The 26,244-nt window shown below is 67.4% G+C and carries 26 protein-coding genes; 18 read left to right on the forward strand and 8 right to left on the reverse strand.

From position 1 onward, the window contains the following. The first annotated feature begins 54 nt into the window (after positions 1 to 54). From NBG84_RS11570 to NBG84_RS11600, 7 genes are all read left to right on the forward strand, one after another. A complete protein-coding gene (locus tag NBG84_RS11570; protein WP_250919267.1) occupies positions 55 to 567 on the forward strand; it encodes a toxin-antitoxin system HicB family antitoxin in 513 nt (170 codons plus the stop codon). Positions 568 to 644: 77 nt separating this feature from the next. Continuing rightward, positions 645 to 1,487, forward strand: coding sequence for a DUF4097 family beta strand repeat-containing protein (locus NBG84_RS11575; RefSeq protein ID WP_250919268.1), 843 nt, complete (start codon positions 645 to 647; stop codon positions 1,485 to 1,487). 135 nt (positions 1,488 to 1,622) lie between these two features. Beyond that, a complete protein-coding gene (locus NBG84_RS11580; RefSeq protein ID WP_250919269.1) occupies positions 1,623 to 2,624 on the forward strand; it encodes an ATP-binding cassette domain-containing protein in 1,002 nt (333 codons plus the stop codon). After that, complete coding sequence (locus tag NBG84_RS11585) at positions 2,621 to 3,406, forward strand: ABC transporter permease (protein ID WP_250919270.1); 786 nt, start codon at positions 2,621 to 2,623, stop codon at positions 3,404 to 3,406. The genes NBG84_RS11580 and NBG84_RS11585 overlap by 4 nt, the downstream gene beginning before the upstream one ends. Positions 3,407 to 3,611: 205 nt before the next feature. Continuing rightward, complete coding sequence (locus NBG84_RS11590) at positions 3,612 to 4,586, forward strand: ABC transporter ATP-binding protein (RefSeq protein ID WP_250919271.1); 975 nt, start codon at positions 3,612 to 3,614, stop codon at positions 4,584 to 4,586. Continuing rightward, positions 4,583 to 5,569 carry an ABC transporter permease gene (locus NBG84_RS11595; RefSeq protein WP_250919272.1) on the forward strand — a complete coding sequence of 329 codons (987 nt, stop codon included), beginning with the start codon at positions 4,583 to 4,585 and terminating at the stop codon, positions 5,567 to 5,569. Before NBG84_RS11590 ends, NBG84_RS11595 begins: the two co-directional genes overlap by 4 nt. A 25-nt stretch (positions 5,570 to 5,594) precedes the next feature. Further along, entirely contained in the window at positions 5,595 to 5,999 is a 405-nt protein-coding gene (locus tag NBG84_RS11600; protein WP_250919273.1) for a GntR family transcriptional regulator, read from the forward strand. A 110-nt stretch (positions 6,000 to 6,109) separates the two neighbouring features. On the opposite strand, the gene NBG84_RS11605 is transcribed toward NBG84_RS11600, so the two are convergent. Then, positions 6,110 to 6,607, reverse strand: a complete 498-nt coding sequence (locus NBG84_RS11605) for a hypothetical protein (protein WP_250919274.1) — start codon at positions 6,605 to 6,607, stop codon at positions 6,110 to 6,112. A gap of 410 nt (positions 6,608 to 7,017) precedes the next feature. On the opposite strand from NBG84_RS11605, the gene NBG84_RS11610 reads away from it, so the two are divergent. Next, positions 7,018 to 7,656: an XRE family transcriptional regulator gene (locus NBG84_RS11610; protein WP_425608618.1), complete on the forward strand. Its 639-nt coding sequence runs from the start codon at positions 7,018 to 7,020 to the stop codon at positions 7,654 to 7,656. Positions 7,657 to 7,942: 286 nt separating this feature from the next. On the opposite strand, the gene NBG84_RS11615 is transcribed toward NBG84_RS11610, so the two are convergent. Continuing rightward, complete coding sequence (locus tag NBG84_RS11615; RefSeq protein ID WP_250919275.1) at positions 7,943 to 8,758, reverse strand: integrase; 816 nt, start codon at positions 8,756 to 8,758, stop codon at positions 7,943 to 7,945. A 5-nt stretch (positions 8,759 to 8,763) separates the two neighbouring features. Then, positions 8,764 to 9,600: a sigma-70 family RNA polymerase sigma factor gene (locus NBG84_RS11620; protein ID WP_250919276.1), complete on the reverse strand. Its 837-nt coding sequence runs from the start codon at positions 9,598 to 9,600 to the stop codon at positions 8,764 to 8,766. 185 nt (positions 9,601 to 9,785) lie between these two features. On the opposite strand from NBG84_RS11620, the gene NBG84_RS11625 reads away from it, so the two are divergent. Together NBG84_RS11625 and NBG84_RS11630 are read left to right on the forward strand one after the other, a co-directional pair. Then, a complete protein-coding gene (locus NBG84_RS11625) occupies positions 9,786 to 10,184 on the forward strand; it encodes an ATP-binding protein (RefSeq protein ID WP_345780613.1) in 399 nt (132 codons plus the stop codon). 874 nt (positions 10,185 to 11,058) lie between these two features. Next, positions 11,059 to 11,820 (forward strand): phosphotransferase, encoded by a 762-nt coding sequence (locus tag NBG84_RS11630; protein WP_308312044.1) that lies wholly within the window; start codon positions 11,059 to 11,061, stop codon positions 11,818 to 11,820. Between the two features lie 85 nt (positions 11,821 to 11,905). On the opposite strand, the gene NBG84_RS11635 is transcribed toward NBG84_RS11630, so the two are convergent. Next, positions 11,906 to 12,178, reverse strand: a complete 273-nt coding sequence (locus NBG84_RS11635) for a GntR family transcriptional regulator (protein ID WP_250919278.1) — start codon at positions 12,176 to 12,178, stop codon at positions 11,906 to 11,908. Positions 12,179 to 12,348: 170 nt separating this feature from the next. Here NBG84_RS11635 and NBG84_RS11640 point away from each other — a divergent pair, with 170 nt between their 5' ends. Both NBG84_RS11640 and NBG84_RS11645 read left to right on the forward strand, forming a co-directional pair. Continuing rightward, positions 12,349 to 12,687 carry a hypothetical protein gene (locus tag NBG84_RS11640; RefSeq protein ID WP_250919279.1) on the forward strand — a complete coding sequence of 113 codons (339 nt, stop codon included), beginning with the start codon at positions 12,349 to 12,351 and terminating at the stop codon, positions 12,685 to 12,687. After that, entirely contained in the window at positions 12,684 to 12,887 is a 204-nt protein-coding gene (locus NBG84_RS11645) for a hypothetical protein (protein ID WP_250919280.1), read from the forward strand. Before NBG84_RS11640 ends, NBG84_RS11645 begins: the two co-directional genes overlap by 4 nt. Before the next feature lie 143 nt (positions 12,888 to 13,030). Here the strand turns inward: NBG84_RS11645 and NBG84_RS11650 are convergent, their stop codons facing one another. Beyond that, entirely contained in the window at positions 13,031 to 13,282 is a 252-nt protein-coding gene (locus tag NBG84_RS11650) for a hypothetical protein (RefSeq protein WP_250919281.1), read from the reverse strand. Then, positions 13,279 to 13,581, reverse strand: coding sequence for a hypothetical protein (locus NBG84_RS11655; RefSeq protein ID WP_250919282.1), 303 nt, complete (start codon positions 13,579 to 13,581; stop codon positions 13,279 to 13,281). The genes NBG84_RS11650 and NBG84_RS11655 overlap by 4 nt, the downstream gene beginning before the upstream one ends. A 173-nt stretch (positions 13,582 to 13,754) precedes the next feature. Between NBG84_RS11655 and NBG84_RS11660 the strand changes: the two genes are divergently transcribed. After that, positions 13,755 to 14,858: an AI-2E family transporter gene (locus NBG84_RS11660; RefSeq protein ID WP_250919283.1), complete on the forward strand. Its 1,104-nt coding sequence runs from the start codon at positions 13,755 to 13,757 to the stop codon at positions 14,856 to 14,858. 143 nt (positions 14,859 to 15,001) lie between these two features. Here NBG84_RS11660 and NBG84_RS11665 read toward each other — a convergent pair whose 3' ends face one another. Then, on the reverse strand, positions 15,002 to 15,445 hold the full coding sequence (locus NBG84_RS11665) for a nuclear transport factor 2 family protein (RefSeq protein ID WP_250919284.1): 444 nt from the start codon (positions 15,443 to 15,445) through the stop codon (positions 15,002 to 15,004). Between the two features lie 479 nt (positions 15,446 to 15,924). Here NBG84_RS11665 and NBG84_RS11670 point away from each other — a divergent pair, with 479 nt between their 5' ends. After that, positions 15,925 to 19,308, forward strand: a complete 3,384-nt coding sequence (locus tag NBG84_RS11670) for a S8 family peptidase (RefSeq protein WP_250919285.1) — start codon at positions 15,925 to 15,927, stop codon at positions 19,306 to 19,308. Positions 19,309 to 19,458: 150 nt separating this feature from the next. Here the strand turns inward: NBG84_RS11670 and NBG84_RS11675 are convergent, their stop codons facing one another. Next, a complete protein-coding gene (locus NBG84_RS11675; RefSeq protein ID WP_250919286.1) occupies positions 19,459 to 21,576 on the reverse strand; it encodes an ATP-binding SpoIIE family protein phosphatase in 2,118 nt (705 codons plus the stop codon). 353 nt (positions 21,577 to 21,929) lie between these two features. Here NBG84_RS11675 and aspS point away from each other — a divergent pair, with 353 nt between their 5' ends. From aspS to NBG84_RS11695, 4 genes are all read left to right on the forward strand, one after another. Then, positions 21,930 to 23,702, forward strand: a complete 1,773-nt coding sequence (gene aspS / locus NBG84_RS11680) for an aspartate--tRNA ligase (protein ID WP_250919287.1) — start codon at positions 21,930 to 21,932, stop codon at positions 23,700 to 23,702. Between the two features lie 411 nt (positions 23,703 to 24,113). Continuing rightward, positions 24,114 to 24,635: a SigE family RNA polymerase sigma factor gene (locus NBG84_RS11685; RefSeq protein ID WP_250919288.1), complete on the forward strand. Its 522-nt coding sequence runs from the start codon at positions 24,114 to 24,116 to the stop codon at positions 24,633 to 24,635. Next, positions 24,625 to 25,422, forward strand: coding sequence for a hypothetical protein (locus NBG84_RS11690; RefSeq protein ID WP_250919289.1), 798 nt, complete (start codon positions 24,625 to 24,627; stop codon positions 25,420 to 25,422). The genes NBG84_RS11685 and NBG84_RS11690 overlap by 11 nt, the downstream gene beginning before the upstream one ends. A gap of 261 nt (positions 25,423 to 25,683) precedes the next feature. Beyond that, on the forward strand, positions 25,684 to 26,208 hold the full coding sequence (locus NBG84_RS11695) for a L,D-transpeptidase family protein (RefSeq protein ID WP_250919290.1): 525 nt from the start codon (positions 25,684 to 25,686) through the stop codon (positions 26,206 to 26,208). Positions 26,209 to 26,244: the final 36 nt, after the last annotated feature.

A 26,244-nucleotide genomic window follows, 5' to 3' on the forward strand; every position in this document is an offset into this window, starting at 1 on the left:
GGTTGGCGCCATAGGGGCTTGCGTGTGGCGCCATAGTGATGCCACTATGGCGTTATGGACCTCACGCCGTATGTCGACACCCTCCGCCGCGAACTCGCGGTGGCCGCCGAAGCCGGCGGGGAAGATGCTCGCGAGCTGGCCGAGCGGCTCACCGCGCCTCTGGAGTCGGCGACCCGGCTGACCATGCTCAATGTGCTCTCCGCCGCGATGGACGAGATCACCCGTGAGCTCGCCCCCGGTTCGGTCGATGTACGGCTGCGCGGGCTGGACCCCGACTTCGTGGTGACACTGCCGCAGTACGAGGACCGGACCGAACCGCTCGTCGCCCAGGCTCCCGCGCCGGCCCCGGTTCCCGCCGAGACGGACGAGGGCGGCACCGCCCGCGTCAATCTCCGCCTGCCGGCCCACCTCAAGGCGCGCGCCGAGGAGGCCGCTAGTCGAGAGGGGCTGTCGGTCAACGCCTGGCTGGTGCGGGCCGTGTCGGCCGCGGTCGACGGCGGTGGCGCCCCGCGTACGGCGGAGAGGACCCGGACCCTCGGACAGAGCTTCACGGGTTGGGTGCGCTAGCCGCGCCCGCCGCACACCACCACACATCGCGTCCCACCTGCGGGGACGACCCAAAGACCCATGAGGACGGTACCGCCATGCCTTCTTTCGACACTCCCGAACCGATTCTGGTCACCGCCTACGTGTACGCCGGCTCCATCCGCTTCACCGCGGGCGAGCGTCTCGACACCGTCGTCGAGGTGCGGCCCCGCAATCCGCAGAAGGAACTGGACACACGGTCGGCCGAGCAGACCGAGGTCACCTACGCGAGCGGCGTCCTGACCGTCAGCGGTCCCAAGGCCAACCTGCTGGGGCGCGGTGGCACCGTCGATGTGACGGTCGAACTGCCCACCGGCTCGCGCATCGACACGACCGGCGCCGGGGTCAACGTGATCGGCGAGGGACGGCTCGGCGAGGTCCGGGTGAAGACCTCGGCCGGCGATGTCCGCCTGGACACCACCGGTCCGCTGCAACTGAAGGCGTCGCACGGCTCAAGCACCGTTGACCGGGTCGAGGGCATGGCCGATATCACCAGCAGCTCCGGCAATGTGCGCGTCGGCACCGTCGACGGTCCCGCCGTCCTGAAGAACTCGCACGGCACCACGACAGTCGGCGTGGTGACCGGTGACCTGCGGGTGAGCGGGGCCAACGGCGGCATCGACATCGCCCGGGCCGAGGCTTCGGTCACCGGCACCACCACCCACGGCGCCCTTCGCGTCGCCGAAGTCGTCAGCGGCGAGGTGCAGTTGGAGACCTCCAACGGCGCCATCGAGATCGGCGTCCGTGAGGGCGTCGCCGCCTGGCTCGACGTCAGCTCCAACCGCGGGCAGGTCCGCAACACCCTCGCCGCCTCCGAGGCCCCGGAGCAGATCGAGGGCGCCGTCAAGGTTCGCGCACGGACCAACTGGGGCAACATCGACGTCCTGCGCGCCAAAGCCTGAGCCGTCACGTCCTCCGCGCCAGAGCCTGAGCGCTTTCATCCCCTGCGCGCCAATGCCTGAGCACTTCAACCCCCTGCGCCAGGCCCCATCTCATCGCACCCTCCGGTCACTTCAGCCTCCGAAAGGGATGGCTCCATGCCTTCTTCTGTCATGCCCACGCCAGAGTGGGGTGGCGGTTCGCAGTCGCCCGCCGCCATCATCGCCGCCGGTCTGCGCAAGTCCTACGGTGACAAGACCGTGCTCGACGGCATCGATCTGCGCATCCCGGCGGGGTCGGTGTTCGCGCTGCTCGGCCCGAACGGCGCCGGCAAGACCACCGCCGTCAAGATCCTCTCCACCCTCATCACCGCCGATGCCGGAGAGGCCAAGGTCGCCGGCCACGACCTGGCCACCGACCCGCAGGCCGTGCGCGCCGCGATCGGCGTCACCGGACAGTTCTCCGCCGTCGACGGCCTGATCACCGGCGAGGAGAACATGCTCCTCATGGCGGACCTGCACCACCTCTCCCGGCGCGAGGGACGCCGGACGGCCGCCGAACTCCTGGAGCGCTTCGACCTCACCGACGCCGCGAAGAAGCCCGCCGCCACCTACTCCGGCGGCATGAAACGCCGCCTCGACCTCGCCATGACCCTGGTCGGCAACCCGCGGATCATCTTCCTCGACGAACCGACCACCGGCCTCGACCCACGCAGCCGCCACAACATGTGGCAGATCATCCGCGAACTGGTCTCCGACGGCGTCACCGTCTTCCTCACCACCCAGTACCTCGAAGAGGCCGACCAACTGGCCGACCGCATCGCCGTACTCAACGACGGCAAGATCGCCGCCGAAGGCACCGCCGACGAACTCAAACGACTCATCCCCGGCGGCCACATCCGACTCCGCTTCACCGACCCCGCCGCCTACCAGGCCGCCCGCCACGCCCTCGACGAGGTCACCCCGGACGACGAAGCCCTCTCCCTCCAGATCCCCAGCGACGGCAGCCAACGCGAACTGCGCTCCCTCCTCGACTGGCTGGACGCGGCCGACATCGAGGCCGACGAACTCACCGTGCACACCCCCGACCTCGACGACGTGTTCTTCGCCCTCACCAGCAACACCAACATCCCCACCCAGTCCAAGGAGAACGCCCGATGAGCTCCCTCTCCCTCGCCGTCCGCGACTCGAACACCATGCTGCGCCGCAACCTCCTGCACGCCCGGCGCTACCCGTCGATGACGCTGAACCTGCTGCTCACCCCGATCATGATGCTGCTGCTCTTCGTCTACATCTTCGGCGATGTGATGAGCACGGGCATCGGCGGCTCCGACCGCTCCGACTACATCGCCTACATCGTCCCGGGCATCCTGCTGATGACCATCGGCAGCACCGTGATCGGGGCCGCGGTCTCCGTCTCCACGGACATGAGCGAGGGCATCATCGCGCGCTTTCGCACCATGGCCATCCACCGCGACTCGGTGATCCTCGGGTACGTCGTCGGCAGCCTGCTCCAGGTGCTCGCCAGCCTGGTCTTCGTCGGCGCCGTCGGTGTGGCCATCGGCTTCCGGTCCACCAACGCCACGGCCCTGGAGTGGCTCGCCGCGCTCGGGCTGCTCGCGCTGTTCGCCCTGGCGCTGACCTGGATCGCGGTCGGGATGGGCATGGCCAGCCCGAACGCCGAGGCCGCCAGCAACATGGCCATGCCCCTGATCCTCCTCCCGCTCATCTCCAGCGCCTTCATCCCCGCCGACACCATGCCCGGCTGGTTCCAGCCGATCGCCGAGTACCAGCCCTTCACCCCCGCCATCGAAACCCTGCGCGGCCTGCTGCTCGGCACCGAGATCGGCCACAACGGATGGCTCACCGTCGTCTGGAGCCTGGCTCTCGCGGCGCTCGGCTACTTCTGGTCAAGGGCGCTCTTCAACCGGGACCCGAAGTAGCCCGGACGGCTTCCGCGGGCCACTCCCGCACTTCGTCCCACCCGGGGCGGCGTACTTCCGACACCACATCGGACGACGCCGCCCCGCCCCCGTTCCCGGCCACCCACCCGGCACGCCCGTACGGCCACACCCTTTGACTCCCGGGCCGACTGACCCTCATACTCACCATCATTCCACTAACTAACTAGTGAAAGGGGGGACCGAGATGAGCGGCGATTCCTATCCGTACGCCGTCGAGGCTCTGGATCTGGGCAAGAAGTACCGGCGAGGCTGGGCACTGCAGGAGTGCTCCTTCCGGCTGCCCGCGGGCTGCGTCAGTGCGCTTGTGGGGCCGAACGGCGCCGGAAAGTCCACCTTCCTCGGCATCGCCGCCCGGCTGCTGCGCCCGACCACCGGCAGTCTCCGGCTCTTCGGCATGGAGGTCAGCGACCCGGCGGCGCTCCAACGCGCCGCGTTCGTCGACCAGGAGCGCCCGCTCTACAAGGGGTTCACGGTCGCCGAGACCCTGCGCCTGGGCCGGGAACTCAACCCGCACTGGGACCAGGCGACCGCCGAACGGATCGTTGAAGCGGGCAAGGTGCCCTTCGGCGCCCGTATCGGCACGCTCTCCTCAGGACAGCGCACTCGGGTCGCACTGGCACTGGCCTTCGGCAAGAGGGCCGAGCTCCTCCTCCTTGACGAGCCGATGGCCGACCTCGACCCACTGGCCCGGCACGAGCTCTCCTCGCTGCTCCTCTCGGAGGTCGCCGAACGCGGCCTGACCGTGCTGATGTCGTCGCATCTGCTCTCCGAGTTGGAGGAGATGTGCGATCACCTGGTCGTCCTGTCCGGCGGACGGCTTCGGATGGCCGGTTACGCGGACCAGCTGGTGCCCGCCCACCGGCTCATCACCGGACTCGCCGACCCGGGCCCCGGCACCGGTCCCAACGACAACGGAGTTCTGCCCTCCGGCTTCGCCGAGCGCCACACCGTGATCGAATCCCGCATCACCGGGCGGCAGTTCACCGCCCTGATCCATGGTGGATCGGAGCTGGACGACTCCTACGAGAGCGTGGAGCCGACCCTCGAAGAGGTCCTGCTCGCCTATCTGCGCTCCACCGAAGCACCCGCGCTGATCACCCCCGGGGCCGCTGTCTCCGCCACCGCCGTACCGGCCTCGCAGAAGGGAAGGGCAGCATGAGCACCCTGACGACCACCGCCGCCCCGAGCGAGGGCACCGCAACGCCGGGCCGCAGCTTCCTTCGCGGAATGACCTGGGTGGTGTGGCGCCGCAACCGCACCGGCCTGCTGCTGCTGCTCGGCACCACCGCCCTGTTCATCGCGTTCTGCGTCTACCAGCGCGGCCAGCTCATCGACTTCCTGAACTCACCCAAGGCCGCCGAGCTCCCCGGCCAGCTCCTCTCGCAGCACGAAGACAGGCTGGACAACGCCTTCCTGCTGCTCGCCACCCTGCCGATCATCCTCGGCGTCTTCCTCGGCGGCCCGCTGATCGCGGCCGAGCACGAGAACAGCACGCTCCGGCTCACCACCACGCAGTCCATCGCCCGGCTGCGGATCATCTTGACGACGCTGGCCGTGCCGCTGCTCGCCATCACGGTCTTCACCACCCTGATGACGGTGACCTTCACCTGGGTGTGGCGCTCGGTGGACACCCAATACGCCGGCGGAGACTGGTGGGGCTCCAGTGTCATCAACGCCACCGGACCGCTCCCCGTGGCGCTCAGCCTCTTCGCCACCTCCTTCGGCATCCTCGCCGGGGCGATCCTGCGCCGTTCCGTCGCCGCCATGGGCCTCACCTTCGTCGTCCTCACCATGGCCACCATGACGGTGAAGGATCGCGTGGCGTCCTACTTCGTCACACCGCACCAGTTCACGTATCCCCTCGCCAGCGAGTTCACCGAGCTCAAGCCCGGCGAAATCCAGGTGGACAACTGGGTCGGCACCGCGGATGGAAAGCTGTACGGATGGGGCACCTGCGTCCGCATGACGGAGGCCGAGAGCACGGCATGTGTGAACAAACATGGCATCGTGAACAACGTGGTCGAGTATGTGAAGCTCGATCAGCTGCCTGGTATCCAATGGTCCATGACGGCGGTACTGCTCGCGATGACCATCGCCATGCTCGCCGCCACGGTGTGGTGGACGCACCGCAAGTCGCTGTGAGGCAGTACGAGGGAAGAGTGAAGGAGTGACCGTGGTCGAGTTCCGGATCGACCGGCGCAGCGGCCTGGCCACGTATCTCCAGATCGTGCAGCAGGTCAAGCAGGCGCTGAGACTGGGCATCCTGGTGGAGGGCGACCGCCTCCCCACCGCCGCCCAGGTCGCCGCGACCACCCGGGTCAACCCCAACACCACCCTCAAGGCCTACCGTGAACTCGAACGCGAGGGCCTGGTGGAACCCCGCCCCGGCGTCGGCACCTTCGTCTCCCAGTCCCTCGCCCGCCCCCCCACCCAGGACAGCGAACGGCTGACCACCGCACTCGTCACCTGGATGGACAGCGCACGGGCCACGGGCATGGAACGGGAAGACGTACGGGCACTGCTGAACGCGACCCTGGACGAGCAGTTCCCGGCACCGGATGACCGTCCGTAGCGGGCGGGTCGAGCGAGCTGTACGGGGTCGGGCGTGGTGCGAAACAGGGGGTCGCGCCACGCCCGTACGTGTGACTAGACCGTCCGTCCCGCCCGGATTCGCCAGGGGATTCAGGCGATGGCGCTCCTGCGCCTGGCGCCAGTCGGCCACACCACATCGACGGGAAGCCCGGCTGCGCGGGCCAGTTCCACCGTATCCGCAGTGCCGCCGCCCTTCCCTGAGGGCGGTACGCCATCCCAGACGGCGACGAGCCTGTCAGCCCGCTCCAACAGAACGCGGTTCGCGGCTTCGTAGGCCCGCCGGTTCGCGGTCTCGTAAGGCAGCACCAACACCTCGGCGGCCGTGCCGATCAGCTGGTCAAAGACAGGTCCGTGATCAGGCTTCACCTTCGCGGCCCGATAGTCCTGCGACGGCACGACAACGACCAGGCGCCCGCCCAGGGCGACTACTTCCGCTGCGAACAACGAGTCTGACCCGGCGGCGATACAGGACACACCGATCAGATCGGCATCGTGGTGCCCAGCCAACAGTTCGCGGAGCGCCGCCCGCACCAGGGGGACGCTGTCAGAGGCGAGATCCATGTGCCCGGTCACTGCCAGAGTCGTCATGCGTCCTCCTAGTTCGACAGCAGATCGCGGATACTATCCCGTGCCTCACGCAACGGTTTCGACGTCCGGTACCTGCTCGTACTCCTTGAGGAGTAGCACCCAGACATCTGGTTCGTAAGCCCACCGTTTGGCGACAGCGGGCTCTTCGTCAGACCCGCGAGAGATATACGACGCCGGGCAGCTGTAGCCCCGCGATCGGGGGCGTCACTCGGAGGGGGGTCAATGACGCCTGCGAGGGCGTCAAACGGGCGTCACTGGAGGTCTGTTCGGGTCTAGCTTTGACGACATGACGACCGCCGTGGTGCTGAATGATGTGCTGCGGGCCGTACGTATCGGCATGCGCTTGGGCAAAGGCGCTCCGCCGGGCAGGTGCGGAACTCGGAGAACCGAACGAGGCTTCGAAGCGGCTGGTGCAGCGCTGGGAGTCCGGTACGAGCAAGACCCCTCGGGGCGTGTACGCCAGGGCCTTGGAGCGGGTCACGGGCCGTCCGGTCGAGGCCCTGGGGTTCACCCTGCCGCTACCGATGGCACGGGTGCACGGAGATGGGAAGGGCGGGCACGACATGGAGACGGGTGTAGATGGCGCCATCTCTGCCGCAGTGGGCGTGCAGTCCGCCGGGCAGACGAGTGAGGAGACGTTTTCGGGGGTGTGGCTCAGTCGCTACGAGTTCTACTCTTCGAGCCGGGGGGAGGCGTATGAGGGCAAGCACTACGTAGTGATCGTCCAGCACGGAAACCGGCTGACCGCTCAGAGCCTGCCCGGGGCGAGCAGTAATCCGTTCAGCCCACTCACGCTGGATCTGACGGTTGAACGCAACGTGGTTACAGGTACGTGGGTCGAGCAGACAGCCGCAGACGGCTACTACAACGGCGCCCGCTACCACGGAGCCATTCAGCTCCTGGTTGAGCCAACCGGCCGACGCATGGCAGGGAAGTGGGTTGGCTTTGGCAAGGACTTTGACGTGAACACCGGACCGTGGGAGTTGCGGCTTGTTGACCGCTCCACCAGCAAGGCGGCCTTGGAGGGGTACAGCCAGCCGCCGGAGTGAGCGTCACCCACACACACCGTCGGCACCAAGCAATGGCCCTGTCCGCGACGGAAAGGTCCCACCGGCGGGTGGGACTTCGCCCTGTTGATACGAAAGGCAGGACCCCCGGGCCCTTCCTCCTGAGAGGGCACAGGGCTGGATAGGCCTACATTCGGGGCGCGGATGAGCCGATGGTAAGTGGACCGGAACACGATCCGAAGCATCTGGGCGGACTCGCGTCACCGCGTCAAATAAGGCGGAGTCGACAACTCCCACTCTGGACGGGCGGGGCCAGTGTGTCGCGGGGTCAGGGTTGGAGAAAGGCTACGGTGGCGTCGTCATGCACTTTGCCACGCGGCCAGCGCTTGCAGTCGGGATCGCTCAGCTCGGCCTGACGGACCTGGTCAATGAACTCTCCCGGGCCCTTGCGTTCAAGGATGTCGAGGCCTGTTGACCAGCTAGCGATCCTGAATTCATCAATGAGCCGTGCTGCTCCGTCGCTCAGCAACGCGGCTCGGACCAGTTTGCTACGCGCCACACTGCCGGTGTGTGCTTCGGCTGCCGCTTGGGGATCCGCAGCAGCAACCCAGTAGCCCCCTGATGTGTTGCGCAGAGAGCGTTCCGCTTCGACTAGCACACGGTGGGTTTCGCGATGCTCTGGAGAGTCTGACCGTGCGTGCTTGAGATCTCCCCGTATGTCCCTTGCAATCAAGGCAAGCCGTTGGTCCGAGACGGCAAGTGGTGTTGGCCCGCCGGAGTCGAGGGCCACGAGGGAGTCACCGAGTACCAGCCACTCGAAGTCTGTTGGTCGCTCGCGAAACATGGAGACTGTGGCGGATGGTGAGAATGGATCATCTACGGCGCAGGTGCTGCGGTGAAGGTCAGCAGTCTGTTCAATCGCTGCTGCAAGGCAAGCGCTCAGAGTGATATCCGCTCCGAGCGCTTCCCGAAACGCGGCGATACCCAGGTTGCGAGCAAACCAGGAGACGCCATGTACACACCCGGTTTCAAGTCCTTCCGGTGTACCGGCGCCGTCGATGACAACCGTGACTTCTGGGCTGGCTACCACAAAGTCTTCGTTGGCTCGCCCCGGGCGGCTCAAGCTGGCGGTCGAGACTCGCACGATGCTCACGTTACTTCGTGCAGAAGCGCTTGAGTCAGTTCCCTGCTGCCAGACACGGCCTTGGTCTCCGTGCTGTAGTCGCAGCCGATGACCATGGAAAAGTCCGCCGTGCCTACCCGGTGGTAGAGGGTTGCCAGGTTGTTCGACAAGAAGTGGGCAACTCCCAGGGACCCGACGGCATGAACCCCGGCGATCAGGAGAAAGGACCCCTTTCCATCTGGACGGGATAGCCTGCCAAAGTACGCGATGTCGCCGGGAATCGAGTCGGTTGGCGCATCTGATGGAGAGGTATGCACCCGCCCGCTGCGCCGTTCGATGATCGCCCATCGTCCGTCAGGCAGCATCTCGAAAGAGAGTTGCGGGTCCTTCCGTAGCGCCTCCGCTATCACAGCTGAAGACTTGGGCCCGCAGACAACGATGAGTTCATCGCGATTCAGATCGATTTCGCCAGTCGTCGGGATGTACTCAAGTTCGCCATTGAGTTGCAGCCGATGAGCGAGCCCCAACAACTTTTGTCCCGTTGCGCTGTCCTCAACAGTGACATATTGGCGCTCGCCAACGCGTTGCGGCACGGCAACGCGGAGGTGCCGCCGACCTAGAAACGCACGCTCGGCTGGTGGCCCAACATCGCGAAGCTGCGCGACGCGAGCCCTGCTAACGCCCATGATCTTGGCTACATCTGCCATCGAGTGGCCATGCTCTCGAAGCCAGGCGATGCTCTCCTTACGAATCCGCGATGTCTCGATCACGGCGTCCTGAAGTTCGGCCATGAGGTCAACTGCGGCTTTCACTCGCACCGCATGATTCTGCATCGAAGAGACACGTCGCACTTCTTCGATCACTGTTCGGTACCGTCCGATCTTGTCGTGGGGTGTGCCCGTAGGACCATGCTAAGGGGGACTTGACAGTGGCGCATGAGAGCATGCATCTTTGGTGGTAACCCCCTCTTACCAGGAGTGCCGGGGTGACTGTTCCGGTGGTAACCCTCCCTTAGCGAGGAGTCGCTGTGCGTTCCACTAGTAAAGAGGTGCTAGTCATCCCTCTGTTGCGGCAACGGAGGTTCCCTCGATCGCGAACCTCCGTTAGTGCCGCGCGAGACTTGGTATGCCTCGCCCTCGCAGAATGGGGCGTCGTCGGTCTCCAGAGTGACGTAGTGCTTTGCCTTTCCGAGTTGGCTACAAATGCGCTGGCTCATGGAGTCCCTCCGGGCCGGGACTTCCACGTCTTGATCATGTTCGACGGCGACGTTGTCCGCGTCGAGGTTCGCGATAGTGGAGGTGGGACCCCTCTTGTCTGCGCACCTACCCAGGACCAAGTCTCCGGGCGCGGTTTACGCATTGTGGAAGAGCTAGCTCATCGTTGGGGAGTCCTGAAGCACCCAGTTGGCAAGACAGTGTGGATCGAGTTCCAACTAAGCTCCCTCTAGTGAGCAGTTGACCGCCGGACGGCCGCTTTGCCCTTCGGGCAAGCTCTCTTTTTGCTTGAGTTTTCTCGCTTATCCGATGGGGCCGGACCGGCCTGGGCCGGTAGGCGTCCATCTCGTGCCGTGTACACCACTCTGCCAATGCCAACAGTCGTCAAGGAGCGCTGTGATGGGAATGACCCGGACCTTTCGGGAGCTGATCTGGACGCTCACGCTTTTCGAGGACAGGGGTGTTTCCGTGCATGTCGCCTGTGTCTCGGGAGAACCTGTGTGTGGTGCCGATCCGGAGGGTGCTGAGGACTTCGGCGTTGAGGCCGCTGAGGCGTGGACGGAGCACCACTTTCGGCGGACCGGGCACCGTCGCTATCTGTTCTTCCAGTCCTTCACCAAGCAGTGGGACCCGCCCCCCGGGACAACGATCCCCGGACCATTGTGGGAGTCACCACATGAAGAAGACCCGTACCGCTTGTCCGGTGGTCCTCTTCTTTGGAATCACCTTGTCCCTGGTGTTGCTGTTCCTGCTGGTGAGATACCAGCCCTGAGAACGTCCACCCCCTGAATACCCGGCCAAGGAAATGCAGCGGGATTATCAAGCGGGGTGGCGAAAAAGGCCCGCCCGACCAAGCCCGGACAGCAGCAGTCGGGCGGGCCATACGAGCACCACACCCATAGAAGGGATCTGGGATGGAACCGTGGATTCTCGGCGAGTGCAAGCACGAGTGGGTCAAGTGGAGTGGGGCGAACCGGTGTCGTAAGTGCGGTGCGCCGCAGAGCTGACAACTAGCCAAGAGGGAGGGGCACCGGGCAGCCTGGTGCGCCTCCCAGCAGCGATGGGAAGTACATGGTGGAACGAGTCCAGTGGGAAGAGCTTCCGGCCGTGCTCCGGGAGGCCGTTGAAGCTTGCACCGGCCCGGTGATCACGTCGGAGAGTGTGACCAGTGGTTTCAACTGCTCGCTCGCCTTGGTCGTGCACACCCATAAGGCGGGTTCGCTGTTCCTCAAGGGCGTTCGTCTGTCCGACGATGTCGGAATGGCTGGGCTGCGCTGCGAGGAACAGATCGGCGGTGTGGTGGGCGGTATCAGCCCGACCATCCGTTACCGCTTTGAACGGGCTGGATGGCGATGTCTGGCCTTCGGTTACGTGGATGGCCGGCATGCCGACTACGGCCCTGGCACGGGAGACCTCGGGACCATCGCGCTCACTGTGGGTCGCATGCATCAGCTGCCGGTTCCTGCGGTGCCTCTCGTCCAGCTCTCGGAGCGATTCGCCGGGTGCTTGCGTCCCGGCGAGGCGGATGCGCTCAAGGGGTCGCACCTCCTTCACACGGATATGAATCCTCACAACGTCCTGATCGGCGCGGCGGACGGTCGCGCTTACGTCGTCGACTGGGCCATGCCCGCGATAGGACCCGCCTGGGTCGATGCGGCGTATCTGGCCACTTGGCTCATGAGCTATGGGCATACGCCCGAGGACGCACATACGTGGCTGTCTGGCCAGCCCAGTTGGCGGCAGGCTGATCGCGGGGCCGTCGAAGCGTTCGTAGCCGTAACGTGCCGTGACTTCTCGGAGAGCGTGGGCGAGGAGAACGCGGCGACCAGTAACGCGCGCTTTCGGCATCTGCTCGACTTCATGTGCTAGTCAGCCACCGACGCGGGCAACTTCGGTAGTCGCACCCACTGCCCAGCGTCACTACATGCCCGCCGGGTCAGATCGAGTGCGCTGTCTACTCGTCGCCTTCGCGCGGATCGGCTACGGGCCGGTCCGCGACATAGGTTCCTCGGCTCGGCACGGTGTAGACGTGCCCCGACGCCCGCAGGACCGCGAGGGCGGAGCGGACCGTGTTCCTCGCTACTCCGTAACGCTCGACCAGTTCCTTCTCTGAGGGGACCGGGCGACCAGGGGCCAGCTCACCCCGTTCGATCTCTCCGCCCAGGTCGGCAGCGATCTGCCGGTACGGGGGCTCTGGCGCCCTCGGGTCAATCTCACGCGCTGCCATACGCCGAAGCGTAGACAACGGACCTCACCACATGGGTAGCCTAGTCAGGCCTGAACATGCCTAGACGGACCTATACCGGTTGTCTACCGTCCCAAACAACAACGCCCCGACAAGCCGCAGCAACGGCCTATCGGGGCTCACCGAACAGCTTCAGAGGAGCTGAACGACGTATGTGTGATCGTATCGCCCGGGCACTCGTATGGGTGCTGAACGTACTGCCGTGGACCCGCCGCCCCCAGCCCGGACGGCACTCCGCCAGCTACCTCACCACAACGGCCCCGGAACCGGACCCCGGCCCCAACTCCTGCGCATGGTCCCGACCGTGGACCGGCCCCAGCTCAGAACTCGCCCGCTCGATCTTCCGAGCCGAAGAGGCGCAGTTACTCATCCCCGAGTGCCGAGAGCGGTTCTTCGCCACCGCATGGGCCGAGCACGGCTATGACTACCCGTACACCGCCACCACCGGCGTCCACCAAGTCTCGTTCACTACAGCGGCGGTAGCCGCATGAGCACCGACGAACTCTTCCCCGACATCTCACCCGACCCGGTCGCCCACTGCTGCGACTGCGGCAAACTCACCCGAGCCCCCATCACCATCCGCCATATCGGCAGCACCAACGGACCCGGGACCACCCTCTACACCTGCCCCCACTGCTTCCCCAACCATGATCCGGGCCCCACCCCCAGCAACATCATCTGCACGGGGTAGACGGCGCGCTCAGAGGGCAGAACGTCCCGTCCGGCCTTCTGGAGAGCTCCCGCTGCCGCCACACCAAGTGATCGCCTCTGGCTGGTGCGGTGAGTAGAGCAGCGGGATCGTGAGTGCCTGGAATCGCTTGGCGGCGACGCTGTTCAGTGGATGATGTCGACGGCGGTGATGGTGAGGACACTGTCGTGCACCCAGTACAGAACGATGGCGGTGGGGAAGGAAACCACGCGCCTGTCCTTGGTCTGGGGGGTGCCTGGGGCCTGCTCCGAGCCGAGCCCGTAGGGCGAACTCGCCAGCCGACGCATCCCGGCATCCAGCGCGTCCCGCACTCCTGGCTTCATCGCCGTCCGCTGCGTGCGGGCCCGGTCCGTGTATTGGACCTGGTAGCGGCTCACGCGGCCTCTTCTCCGGCCGGGTCGTACCCTTCCAGGTCTTCCATCAGGGTGCAGCCGGCGAAGTCCCCGGCCGCGAGCCGGTCCATCTCCGCGTTGATCTCGGACCATGCCTCGGCCGGCAAGGCCCACGTCGCCAGCGTCTGCGCCAACTGGAACGCGGGAGTCCGTCCGATCTCGGCCTCGAACTCCGCCAACCGCTCGGGCTCACCGGCGAGCGTCGCGCGTACCCCGTCGATGGTCGCCGGAATCTGTACCTCCCGGCCGTCGACGAGCGTTGTCCAGGTTGTCTTCTCAGCCATGGTGAGCAGCCTCCTTCTACCGAAGCCCAACCGTATGCCGCCCATACTCGGCCTGAGTACGGGCCGTGCGGTGATTCACTCCCGGGAGCGACCAACGGGCCCGTCTGATGCCCAGTCACCCACCTGGCCCCCAAGCACGCGCCCTCCGGGCCCGTCCATGATCCGCTGGAGGTGTGCAGCCCCCAGAGCGGTCACGACTTCTGCCCGAGCCCGTGCGGCGGCTCGCCGCCTGGTGTGTGGTGCTGCTGCTGGTCGCCGGGGTCGCGGCGGTGGTGATCTGGCTGATCGGGTATCTGCGGACCGCGGTCACTCCGGTGCTGCTCGCGCTGCTCGGTACCGCGCTTCTCGGGCCGCTGTACCGGTGGCTGGTCCGGATGAAGGTTCAGCGGTCGCTGGCGGCCGGGCTCACCTGTGCGGCGGTACTCGCGGTCGTGGGCGGGGCCGTCTACATCATCGTCGGCGCCCTCGTGGACACCGGTGATCAGATCGTCGCCTCGCTGCGGCAGGCCGCCGAGGGGATCGCCAAGCACTTCGGGGCCGCTGGGACCTCGCTGGGCGATCTGGCCGCCAATGCCAAGGACCTGCTCGGCAAGTTCGGTGGGACCGCCGCTTCCGGAGTGATCAGCGGGCTCAGCGTGGTGGGGGAGATGATCGCCATCGCTGTGCTCGCCCTGCTGCTGATCTTCTTCTTCCTCCGCGACTCGGACCGGGCGGCCGGTCTGGCCCGAGCCATCGCTCCCGGGCGCAACGCCAAGGTCGTCGAAGCCATGGGGCGGCGGGCCTTCGGCGCCGTCGAGGGCTTTATGCGGGGGACCACGCTGATCGCGCTGATCGACGCCGTCTGCATCACCATCGGTCTGCTGATCCTGCGCGTCCCGGGGGCGCTCGGCCTTGGTGCGCTGGTGTTCGTCGGCGCGTACATCCCCTATCTCGGTGCCTTCCTCTCCGGCGCGGTCGCGGTGCTGGTGGCACTCGCCGACCGGGGTTGGGTGATCGCGCTCTGGGTGCTCGGCGTCGTCCTCGCCGTGCAGGTGCTGGAGGGCCATGTACTGCAACCCATGATCCAGAGCCGTACGGTCCAGATGCATCCGGCCGTCGTCATGCTGGCCATCACCGCCGGGGCCGGGGTGGCCGGGATCCTGGGGATGCTCTTCGCCGTCCCCGTGACCGCCGCGGCCTTCGGGATCATCAGCGAGCTACGGGAGCTGTACGGCGGTGACGGCTCCGAGGAGCCCGGTCAAGCGGCGGTGGAAGGGCCGCCGCCAAAGTCCCCGTAAGGGCCCGAGGGCATTCGCCTGAAGCGGCGTCGGGCGTTGGCCGCTCGCGGTGGGCGACTCATCACCCGCTACGAAGCCAACACCCTCGCCCCGGTCAGCAAAAGGCGCCTGTGAACAGCGTCATCGCGATCAGTTCGCACCCTTCACCGATCCTCCGGCTCGAAGGCCCGCGCGACGGCGAGGCTGTCCTCGTAGACGTGGTGCCGGGTGACAAGCCCGTCCTCGATGGTGAGGTGCAGGGCGAACCGCGCGCGATACGCACGCTTGGTGGGCCGGGCCATCTGGCGGATCTCGCCGAGCACCACCGCGTCGTTTCCGTCAATGAGGATGCGCTCGACTTCGGTCGCCACCTGCTCCGGCAGGTGGTGCTCGGCGAGCTCGCGATAGTGGGCTGCCGCGTCGGCCCGGGTGGACCGGTGACGTATCCACGGAGTGGCAGCCCTACCGTGTTCGTCCTCCGGCCAGCTCAGCTTCCAATCACCCTGCTCGGCATACAACTCGGCGATGTGCTCGGGGTCCCCTTCGCCGATCCTGCGCAGCAGATCGTGAACCACCGCGCGGGTATCCGTTGGTGCGGCTGTGGACATGGCTGACCTCTCCGTCCAGGCCCACGTCCCGATCGACGCGGAGCGATCGCCCATCTTGCCCCCGCGGGTGGTCCCGAGACGGGTATCACCGTAATAGGCAGGCCCGGTGCCATGGTCTGCCCCAGGCCCTGACCAGCCCCGGAAGCCCCGCTGCCCGGGGCTGGTCGGGCGTCCCGGAGGCTTTCCGCCCTCCCGATGCCGGGGGTCTGACGACCGGGGTGCGAGCCGGGGAGCCGGGGGCCGCCCGGCTATCCATATCCAGCCCTCGCTGACGGGATATCTCCTCGGCTCTTTCTCCTACCGAGCAGCATCCATGCAGATCATCGCGGTGGTGAACTCCCTCCCTGGGTACGGGTTCCAGCCATTCACCGGATGGGGTGACAACCAGAGGATCGCCTTTCCCCTGTTCTCAGACAGGAGTGGGGAGCGGGTCCACTCCGGGTCCTACTCCCAACCCCCGCCCCAGCAAGGGGAATTGATTGTTTTCCAGGAGACGTCAGAACCTCGGTGCCGCAACGCTCACCACGGTGGTTGCGGCAGCGCTCGTCGCCGGATTGACCGCCCCGGCATCGTCCGCTGCTCCCCAGCTTCCCGGAGACACCGCCGCCGCTTCGGCGACGGGCGCCGAGCTGACCCAGAAGCTCAGCAAGGGCAAGACCACCGGACTCCGTTGGGTGACCCTGATCACGGGTGACCGCGTCGGGGTGAACGGCGAGGGCAAGGTGGTCACCATTGACTCCGCCAAGGGCCGGGAGAACGTGCCCGTCCAGACCTTCACCCATGGCGACAACACCTTTGTGGTGCCCTACGACGCGCGGGCGCTGCTCGCCGACGGCCGCCTCGACCAGCGGCTGTTCAACATCACCGAGCTCAGCAAGGCGGAGAGCCGCAAGGCGTACCGCAAGGGTCTGAAGGTGATCGTCGCCTACAGCGGCGCCGCCGCTGCCACGGCCAGGCAGGGACTGCGCGCCACGGGTGATGTCCAGGTCAGCCGGAACCTTCCGAGCCTGAACGCGGATGCCGTGACCATCTCGGAGCGGGAGGCCGGCGCCCTGTGGGAGGCGCTGACCCGCACCACGAGCGGCAAGGACGCGCGTACCACCACCGTCTCCGGCGTCCAGCACATCTGGCTGGACGGGGTCCGCACCGCCAACCTCGACAAGAGCGTGGCCCAGATCGGCACACCGAAGGCGTGGGAGGCCGGCTACGACGGCACCGGCGTCAAGATCGCCGTCCTGGACACGGGGGTGGACGACTCTCACCCGGATCTGAAGAACCAGGTCGTCGCGGGGAAGAACTTCAGCGACTCCAGGGACGCGAAGGACCGCAACGGCCACGGCACCCATGTCGCCTCGACCGCCGCTGGTACGGGCGCGAAGTCGGGTGGCACGCACAAGGGGGTCGCCCCCGGTGCCAAGATCCTCAACGGCAAGGTGCTGGACGACGGCGGCGGCGGTATGGACTCCGGCATCATCGCCGGAATGGACTGGGCCGTGGCCCAGGGCGCCGATGTCATCAATATGAGCCTCGGCGGCGGGGACACTCCGGACATCGACCCTCTGGAAGCCCATGTCAACAAGCTGTCCGCGGAGAAGGGCGTTCTCTTCGCCATCGCCGCCGGCAACTCGGGCCCGGGCGCGGGTTCGATCAACTCACCGGGCAGCGCGGACGCCGCCCTGACCGTCGGCGCGGTGGACCACAAGGACCTGTTGGCGGACTTCTCCAGCGTGGGCCCGCGGTCCGGTGGAGGCCCCATCAAGCCGGATGTCACCGCCCCGGGGGTGAACATCGTCGCCGCGGCGGCGGCCGGTACCGGATCGGGGGGCCCACCGGGGTATGCCGCCATCTCCGGTACCTCGATGGCCACTCCGCATGTGGCGGGCGCCGCGGCCCTGTTGAAGCAGCAGCACCCCTCCTGGAAGGGTGGGCAGCTGAAGAGCGCGCTGACCGCCTCCACCAAGGACGGTGGCTACCACTCCTTCCAGCAGGGCTCCGGGCGTATCGCCCTGAACCAGGCGATCAAGCAGAGCATCATCACGGAGCCCTCATCGTTGAGCTTCGCGAAGCAGGCGTGGCCGCACCACGACGACAAGCCCGAGACCCAGAAGGTCACCTACCGCAACCTGGGTGATCGGGACATCACCCTCGATGTGGCGGTCACCGGCCGTGACCCGCGGGGCAAGGCGGCCCCGGCCGGCTTCTTCGCCCTGGGCGCGAACAAGGTGATCGTCCCTGCCGGTGGCACCGCTTCGGTGGATCTCACCGCGAACACCCGTATCGGTACCGCCGACGGCACCTACTCGGCCGCGGTCGTCGCGACCGGCGGTGGGCAGAGTGTGCGCAGCGTGGCCGCCGTGGAGCGCGAGGTGGAGTCCTACGACCTCACCGTCAAGCACCTCGGGCGGGACGGCAAGCCGAGCGATGGCTTCTCCACCGCCCTCGGTTCGCTGGATGATCGCACGGGGGGCGACTGGCAGCACCTCACCAGCACGTCGGGCAGCTCCAAGGTCCGTGTCCCCAAGGGCGCATACGTTCTGGACGCCGGTCTGGCCGTGGATCCCATGGACAGCACCAAGGGCTTTGACCACCTGCTCCAGCCGAAGCTGGTGATGAACAAGAACACCACCATGACGGTCGACGCCCGCAAGGCCAAGCCGGTCTCGATCACGGTTCCGGACAAGAAGGCCCGGCTGAGCCGTGCCACGGTTTCCTACACGGTGATCAAGCCGAAATCGGGTGTGGGGAGCGAGAAGAGGTTCTCCACGCTGGCCAATGTGCGCACCGCGCACCTCGGCCCGGAGGTCACCGACGGCTCCTTCTCCGAGGTGTTCTCCACCCGTTGGAGCAGGGGTCCCTCGACGACGGAGTACAACACCATCGCCGGCGGCCCGGTGAAGAAGTACTCCACCGGCTACACCAAGAAGTTCAAGACCGGTGACTTCGCGAAGGTCAAGGTGAACGTCGCCGGCTCGATGAAGAACAAGCGGGGTGAGATACACGCGATGGGCCAGCTGGGTGAGGGCTGGGCTGCGAGCAGCGGCCACGTGGTGCCCTTCCCCGGCTCCGGGACTCTGCACCTGGCCACGATCGGCAAGGGCAGTTGGTCCGTGTCGGCCCAGCAGTACGGAATGGACCCGGATGGATTCCCCACCCCGGAGTCCTGGTACGGCACCCCGGGCAGGAAGTACACCGGTGGCAAGTCCTACTCCGAGACGCTCGGTGCAGGGGTCCACTCTCCTCTGGTGGACGAGGACTCCGGCGCCTTCAGGTACGGCAACGAGATCGCGGGCCTGACGTACGTCTTCGCCGACGGCAGGGGAAACGAGGGGACTTTCTACTACTCCTCGGCGAGGACCACCCTCCACAAGGGCAAGATCAAGATCGGTGAGAACAACGATCCGCTGGAGGGTCGGGAAGCTTTCGCGGTCGGCCCGGAGGACGCGGAGTACACGCTCGCGACGTCGGTGCTGCAGCACGAGACCGCGGCGATGTCCGCCAGCCGGATCGACGTCAGCTGGACCTTCCGCTCCAAGAAGCCGGCTGAGGGCGTGGTTGCCGCGCTACCGGTCTCCTCGGTCCGCTTCGCCCCGAAGCTGGCGCTGGACAACACCGCTCCTGCGGGCAGGCTGGTCACCATCCCGGTGACCATCGAGGGCGCCGCGGCCGGCAAGGGACTGAAGTCCCTGACGGTCTCGACCTCCTATGACGGCGGCAGGACCTGGAAGAAGGTCACCGTCACCAAGGGCAAGATCACGATCAAGAACCCCGCCAAGGGCAAGCCGATCGCCTTCAAGGCCCAGATCGTGGACAAGAAGAACAACAAGAGCACCATCACCGTTCACGACGCCTACTTCGGCAAGTAGACCTCGGAGCCCCGGCACGCTCCCACACGCTCTGACACGGACGGCCCGTACCGACCCCCTGAAGGGTTGGTACGGGCCGTCCCAAGTGTCCGTCCGTGTGGGTAGGGGCTGGGTGATCGGTTCAGCTCACCGCGCCGGTCCCCGACCCTCTCAAGACCCCGACCCGGGGGACCCGGCGGTCTCCGACTCCCCCGCCGTGCTCGACTCGTGCAGCTCGAACCAGATGGACTTCCCATCGCCCCGGGGGTCCACCCCCCAGTCATCCGCCAGCATCTGCATCAGCACCAGACCACGCCCCGATGAGGCCATCTCGCCCGGGCGCCGCTTGTGCGGCAGTTCATCGCTGGTGTCCGCCACCTCCACGCGGAGCCGCCGTGGGTCATCCCCGTCGCCATCGGTGACCTCTGCCGAAAGCAGCGCGTTCCCATCCGTGTGGACCAGCACATTGGTCACCATCTCGGAGACCATCAGCACCGCGGAGTCGATCTGCTCCTCATCCGTCCAGTCGTGCAGCAACTCCTTCACCTGCTGCCGGGCGGCCGAGATCCGCTCCGGTTGGGCCTGTGCCACCGCCATCGCCATCCGGCGGGGTGCCGGGGCGGCCGGGGCGCCCTCGCGGGAGAGCAGTACCAGCGCGACATCGTCCTCGCGGCGATCCGCCAGCGGGCCGGTCGTGTAGTGGGAGACCGGGCCGTGGACCGCCTGCACCAGGGCGTCCGCCAACTCCTCCAGCGACTTGCCCAGGTCCTCCTCCAGGACCGTGCGCAGCCGGGCCCAGCCGGTGTCCAGGTCGTGTCCGCCGGTCTCCAGCAGGCCGTCGGTACAGATCATCATCGTCTCGCCGGGCTCCAGCGTCATCCGGGTCGTCGGATAGTCCGTATCGCGGTCGATGCCCAGCGGCAGCCCGCCCTCGGTCGGGCGCATCAGCACCGTTCCGTCGGCCGTCCGCACCGCGGGCTCGGGATGCCCGGCCCGGGCGATGTCGATGCGCCCGTTCGCCGGATCGACCTCCAGATAGAGACAGGTGGCGAACCTGGGGCTGGAGTAGTCGCTCTGGTCGTAGGTGTCGGTGATGCCATGCAGAAAGCGGGAGGCCCGGGAGAGCACGGCGTCGGGGCGATGCCCCTCGGACGCGTACGCCCGTAGGGCGATCCGTAGCTGGCCCATCAGTCCCGCGGCCCGTACGTCATGGCCCTGGACATCGCCGATGACCAGCGCGATCCGTCCCGACGGCAGCGGGATCATGTCGTACCAGTCGCCGCCGACCTGGAGCCCGCCGCCGGTCGGCACATAGCGTGCCGCCACCTCTATCCCCGGGATCGCCGGGCCCAGCACCGGCATCATCGACCGCTGGAGCCCCAGGGAGAGTTCCCGCTCCGACTCGGCGACCCCGGCCCTGGCCAGTGCCTGCGCCAGCATCCGGGCCACCGTCGTCAGCACCGACCGCTCATCGGGGGTGAAGGTGACCCGGTGCCGGAACGCCGCCATCCAGGCGCCCATCGTGCGCCCCGCGACGATCAGCGGCAGATAGGCCCAGGACAGCCGTCCCAGCGGCTGCGCCAGCGGCCAGCTGGTCGGATATCGCCGGTTGTACTCGTCCGGGCTCGGCAGATAGACGGCCCGCCCGGTGCGGATCACCTCGGCCGCCGGATGGTCGGTGTCCATCCGCATATGGCTGAAGGGGTCGTCACCGGCGCCCTGGTGGCCGTGCTGCCCGATGATGGTGATCCGGTCGCCCGCGGCCCCGAAGACGGCGAGCCCATCGGGGGAGAAGCCGGGCATGGACAGGGAGGCGGCCACCCGCAGTACCTCGGCCGTGGAGCGCGCCTCGGCCAGTGCCCGCCCGGCGTCCAGCAGAAACGCCTCACGCGAGCGGCGCCAGTCTCCGGTGATGGGGGTCTTGGCCGCCGTGCCCTCGGTGGGTTCGGCGACCTCCTGGAGCATGCCCACCAGGACATGGGAGCGATCCACCCGATGCGGCTTGGCGCGGAAGCGGACCGTACGCAGCACCCGTCCGCCGTCGTCGACGATCCGCAGCCGGCCCTCGGCAAGGGTGTCCTCGGCGATGGCTAGGCCGACGACGCCATTGATCTCGTTCCAGTCGACGGGATGGAAACGGGCGCGTACGACTGACTCGGGTTGGCTACCGGCCTCTGCGGGCAGCTCGACCAGCCGGGCGGCCTCCGCGTCGAGGTTGACCGTCCCGGATGCCTTGTCCCACCGCCATAGGCCGGTGGCGATAGCTGCCAGGACGTCCTCGGTGCGCATTGCCTCACTTTATTCCGATCTGCCGACACATGACCTGCCGGGGCTCGCTGCCGGGGGAACGGCCCCCGGGTGGACGGTAGAAGGGGACGGCCGACGCGAGGAGGCGCGGTGCCGAGACTCCGTGGTCGGGGCATGGAGCGTCGTGGTCGTGCCGTTCGTCGCCGGGTCCGTCGCCTGGTCCGTTTCGGGGGTCATCGGGCAGCTGTTCGTGGGGTCAGTTACGACCTCGGCCAGGCCCAGTGTCGCTCAGTGTCCACCGCTGGCGTGTATATGCCAATGAGATCGGCGTGAGTCGGGCGGTAACCTTGACAAGCCCACCCCACCCCACTCCCGCTAAGACTGGATGAACGACGATGCATCGGTACAGGTCCCACACCTGCGGCGAGCTCCGCGCCTCTGACGTCTCCACCGACGTCCGGCTGAGCGGCTGGCTGCACAATCGTCGAGACCTGGGCGGCATCCTCTTCATCGATCTGCGTGACCACTACGGCATCACCCAGCTCGTCGCCCGTCCCGGCACCGCGGCCAACGAGGCGCTGAGCCACCTCACCAAGGAGACCGTCGTCCGTATCGACGGCAAGGTCGTCAGCCGGGGCGCCGACAACGTCAACCCCGAGCTGCCGACCGGTGAGGTCGAGATCGAGGTGGCCGAGGTGGAGGTGCTGGGCGCGGCCCAGCAGATCCCCTTCACGATCAACGCGGACGACGGCGTCAACGAAGAGCGCCGGCTTGAGTACCGCTTCCTCGATCTGCGCCGCGAGCGCATGCACCGCAACATCATGCTGCGGACCGCGGTGATCAGCGCGATCCGGCACAAGATGACCGCGCTCGGCTTCAACGAGATGGCCACCCCGATCCTCACCGCGACCTCCCCCGAGGGCGCCCGGGACTTCGTGGTGCCCTCCCGGCTGAACCCCGGCAAGTTCTACGCCCTGCCGCAGGCCCCGCAGCAGTTCAAGCAGCTGCTGATGATCTCCGGCTTCGACCGCTACTTCCAGATCGCGCCCTGCTTCCGCGACGAGGACGCCCGCGCCGACCGGTCGCCCGGCGAGTTCTACCAGCTCGATGTCGAGATGAGCTTCGTCGAGCAGGAAGACGTCTTCCAGCCGGTCGAGAGGCTGATGACCGAACTCTTCGAGGAGTTCGGCGACGGCAAGCACGTCACCTCGCCCTTCCCGCGCATCCCGTTCCGCGAGTCGATGCTGAAGTACGGCAACGACAAGCCGGACCTGCGCGCCCGACTCGAACTCGTCGACATCACCGATGTCTTCGAGGGCTCCGAGTTCAATGCCTTCGCCGGCAAGCACGTCCGTGCGCTGGCCGTGCCGGATGTCTCCGCGCAGCCCAGGAAGTTCTTCGACCAGCTCGGCGAGTACGCGATCGAGCAGGGCGCCAAGGGCCTGGCCTGGGTGCGGGTCGCCGAGGGCGGCACCCTCTCCGGGCCGATCGCCAAGTTCCTCACCGAGGAGAACGTCAAGGTCCTCACCGAGCGGCTCGGCCTGGAGGCCGGACACGCCGTCTTCTTCGGCGCGGGCGAGTTCGACGAGGTCTCCAAGATCATGGGCGCGGTCCGCGTCGAGGCCGCCAAGCGCGCCGGCCACTTCGATGAGGGCGTCTTCCGGTTCTGCTGGATCGTCGACTTCCCGATGTACGAGAAGGACGAGGAGACCGGCAAGATCGACTTCTCCCACAACCCCTTCTCGATGCCCCAGGGCGGCATGAAGGACCTGGAGGAGAAGGACCCGCTGGACATCCTCGCCTGGCAGTACGACATCGTCTGCAACGGCATCGAGCTGTCCTCGGGCGCGATCCGCAACCACGAGCCCGAGGTCATGCTCAAGGCCTTCGAGATCGCCGGCTACGACCGGGACACCGTCGAGCACGAGTTCGCGGGCATGCTGCGCGCCTTCCGCCTCGGCGCCCCGCCGCACGGTGGTATCGCCCCGGGCATCGACCGGATCGTGATGCTCCTCGCCGACGAGCCCAACATCCGCGAGACCATCGCCTTCCCGCTCAACGGCAACGCCCAGGACCTGATGATGGGCGCGCCCACCGAGCTGAACGAGTCCCGGCTGCGGGAGTTGAACATCCAGCTCCGCAAGCCGGTGGCGAAGTCCGCCGACTAGCAGCCCCGATCGGCAGCCGATTGGCTCTCGCCCCCGGCCTGTTGTGAGGGCTGTCCCGCAAGCTGACTCGCATGGGGCCCAAGGCTTGGCTGATGACGAGCTTGGCTGAGGCCCCGTTGCCGCCACCGCGGTAGCGGGGCCTCAGCGCTGTCCGCGGTACCGCTGGGACACCCCGCGGTCGGTCTGCGTCTGGCCTACGGCTGGTCTGCGACCGGTCCGTGTCCGGTTCACGGTCGGTCTGCGGTCGGTCGCCGGTCGGGCTATGCGTATCTCCGCGCTACCGTCCCCCGGCCCTGCTTCTCCGGATCTTCTCTGAAGAACCGTTTATCTGCTTGTTTTCGGGCAACCCGAACCCTTCGTCACCACGTTCTCTCTATGTGGTCGACGAAACACGGAAGCGGGGGCGAGCCAATGGGCTCCGATGGCGGGGACGGCGACTTCGAGGCGTTTGTCGCCGCCCGCGGCCCCAGATTGCTGCGGATGGCCTGGCTGCTGACCGGCGATCGGCATCTCGCCGAGGATCTGCTCCAGACCGTACTGGCGAAGGTGTGGCCCAACTGGCGGAAGATCGCCGCGGAACACCCAGAGGCGTACATCCGCAAGGCGATGGTGCACACCCATGCCTCATGGTGGCGTCGCCGATGGCGCGGGGAGGTGCCGCACGGGGATCTCCCCGACTCGGTGACCTCCATCGACGCCTTCGCCCACGTCGATCTGGAGCAGTCACTCGCCGCGGCCATTCGGGCCCTTCCCGTACGCCAGCGGGCCGTTGTGGTCCTGCGGTACTTCGAGGACATGAGCGTCGAGGACACCGCGGCCACCCTCGGATGCGCCCCGGGCACCGTCAAGAGTCAGGCGTCAAAGGCGCTCCGTACGCTCCGGGCGCTGCTGCCCACCACCATGGCGGAGGCAGGTGATCGACGTGCGGCATGAAGACGACCACGCCCTCCTGGAGGACGAACTGCGGGTACTGCTGGAGCGCGGCACACCCCTGTTGCGCGCTCCAGAAGGACGGTTGCGCCAGGTGCGGGAGCGGGTGACGCGCCGCCGGCGTCGGCTACGGATGGCCGGGGCCACCGCCACCGGGGCGGCGGCCCTCACGCTCGCCGGGGCGCTGCTCCTCCCCACCACCGAGGAGGCCCAGCGCCCGGCGCTGCCCGCGGCACCGCCGAGCACCGGGGTGATGGCACCCCTGGCAGAACCGGTGTCCTTCCCCGAACTGAACGGGCTCACGATCGAGCTGCCCGAGCGGTGGAGCGCGCTGGCGGTGCCCGCGGACACCGTCCACCCGGACCCCCTGGGCTTTCTGGGGGCACAGTCACTCGCCCCCTTCACCCGCCCCTGCCAGCTGACGGACCCGCGCGACTGCGCGCCGGTGCGGCGGCTGGGCCGTGGCGATGTGCTGATCACGCTGTCGGGCGGATGGTCCGGGAAGCAGCAGGCCAGCGAGACGGCTTCGCGGGCACTCTCGCCCTCCGCGGCCCCGGACGAGGGCTGCGAGGCCATCGGAGGTGTCACTAAGCGTGGGGTGGCCCTCCTCGATGACGGGAAGCCCAACCGCCGCATCCTGGCCACCTTCCGGGTCTGTGCCGCGGCCGGTACGACCGACGCGACCTGGGCCGAGGTCCAGACGATGATCGACAACGCCCGTCTCGGCGGCTCCGCCTCCCCCGCGCCCTCCCCCAGCAAGCCCCCTTCCAGCTCCAAGGCAGGACAGTGAACCCCAAGCCCTCCCGTACGGGAGCGATATCGGCCTCCGCGCTCGTCTTCGTCCTGCTGCTCGCCGGCTGTCAGACCGACTCCGCCGACGGCTCCCCCGGTGGCGAACCCGCGCGCGCCGAGCCCGCCCCCAGCAACTCCGGGGCGCGGCCCGCCCAGCAGGCCGCACCCTCCCCGCTGTCCGCGAAATCCACCGGGATACCGGGTCTTGGTCCAAAAATCCAGAAAGCAGCTGGGCCTCAAGACCCGACAGGCGCTGGTGGTGAGCTCCGAGAGCCGCGACGCCAACAAGGGCACCGCCGTTCTCTATGAACGCGCCGCGTCAGGGGCCTGGCAGCCGGTCTCGGCGGTATGGCCCACCCGAAACGGTGTACGCGGCTGGACCGAGGACCATCGGCAGGGCGATCTCCGCACTCCGATCGGGGTGTACGGCCTCACCGACGCCGGCGGTCTGTTGAAGGACCCCGGCAGCAAACTCCCGTACGACCAGGGGCGCGGCTTCACACCGCCCAACAGCACCAACGCCGAGGGCGAACCGCTGACCGGTGCCTTCGACTATGTGGTGGCGATCAACTACAACCGCGTACCCGGGCACACCCCCTTGAGTTGGACCCGGCCGATGGGGAACGCCAAGGGCGGTGGCATCTGGCTCCATGTGGAGCACGGGGCGGGGACCCAGGGGTGTGTGGGGCTGCCGAGGGAGCGGATGCAGGAGCTACTGCGCAGGCTGGACCCGGCGGCGCGGCCGGTGGTGGTGATGGGGCCAAGGACGGCCCTGGCGGCCTAGCCACCCCGCAGGAGAACGACCAGGCCCCCGGTTCCC

Source organism: Streptomyces albipurpureus (assembly GCF_023701525.1).
Taxonomy (GTDB): Bacteria; Actinomycetota; Actinomycetes; order Streptomycetales; family Streptomycetaceae; genus Streptomyces; species Streptomyces albipurpureus.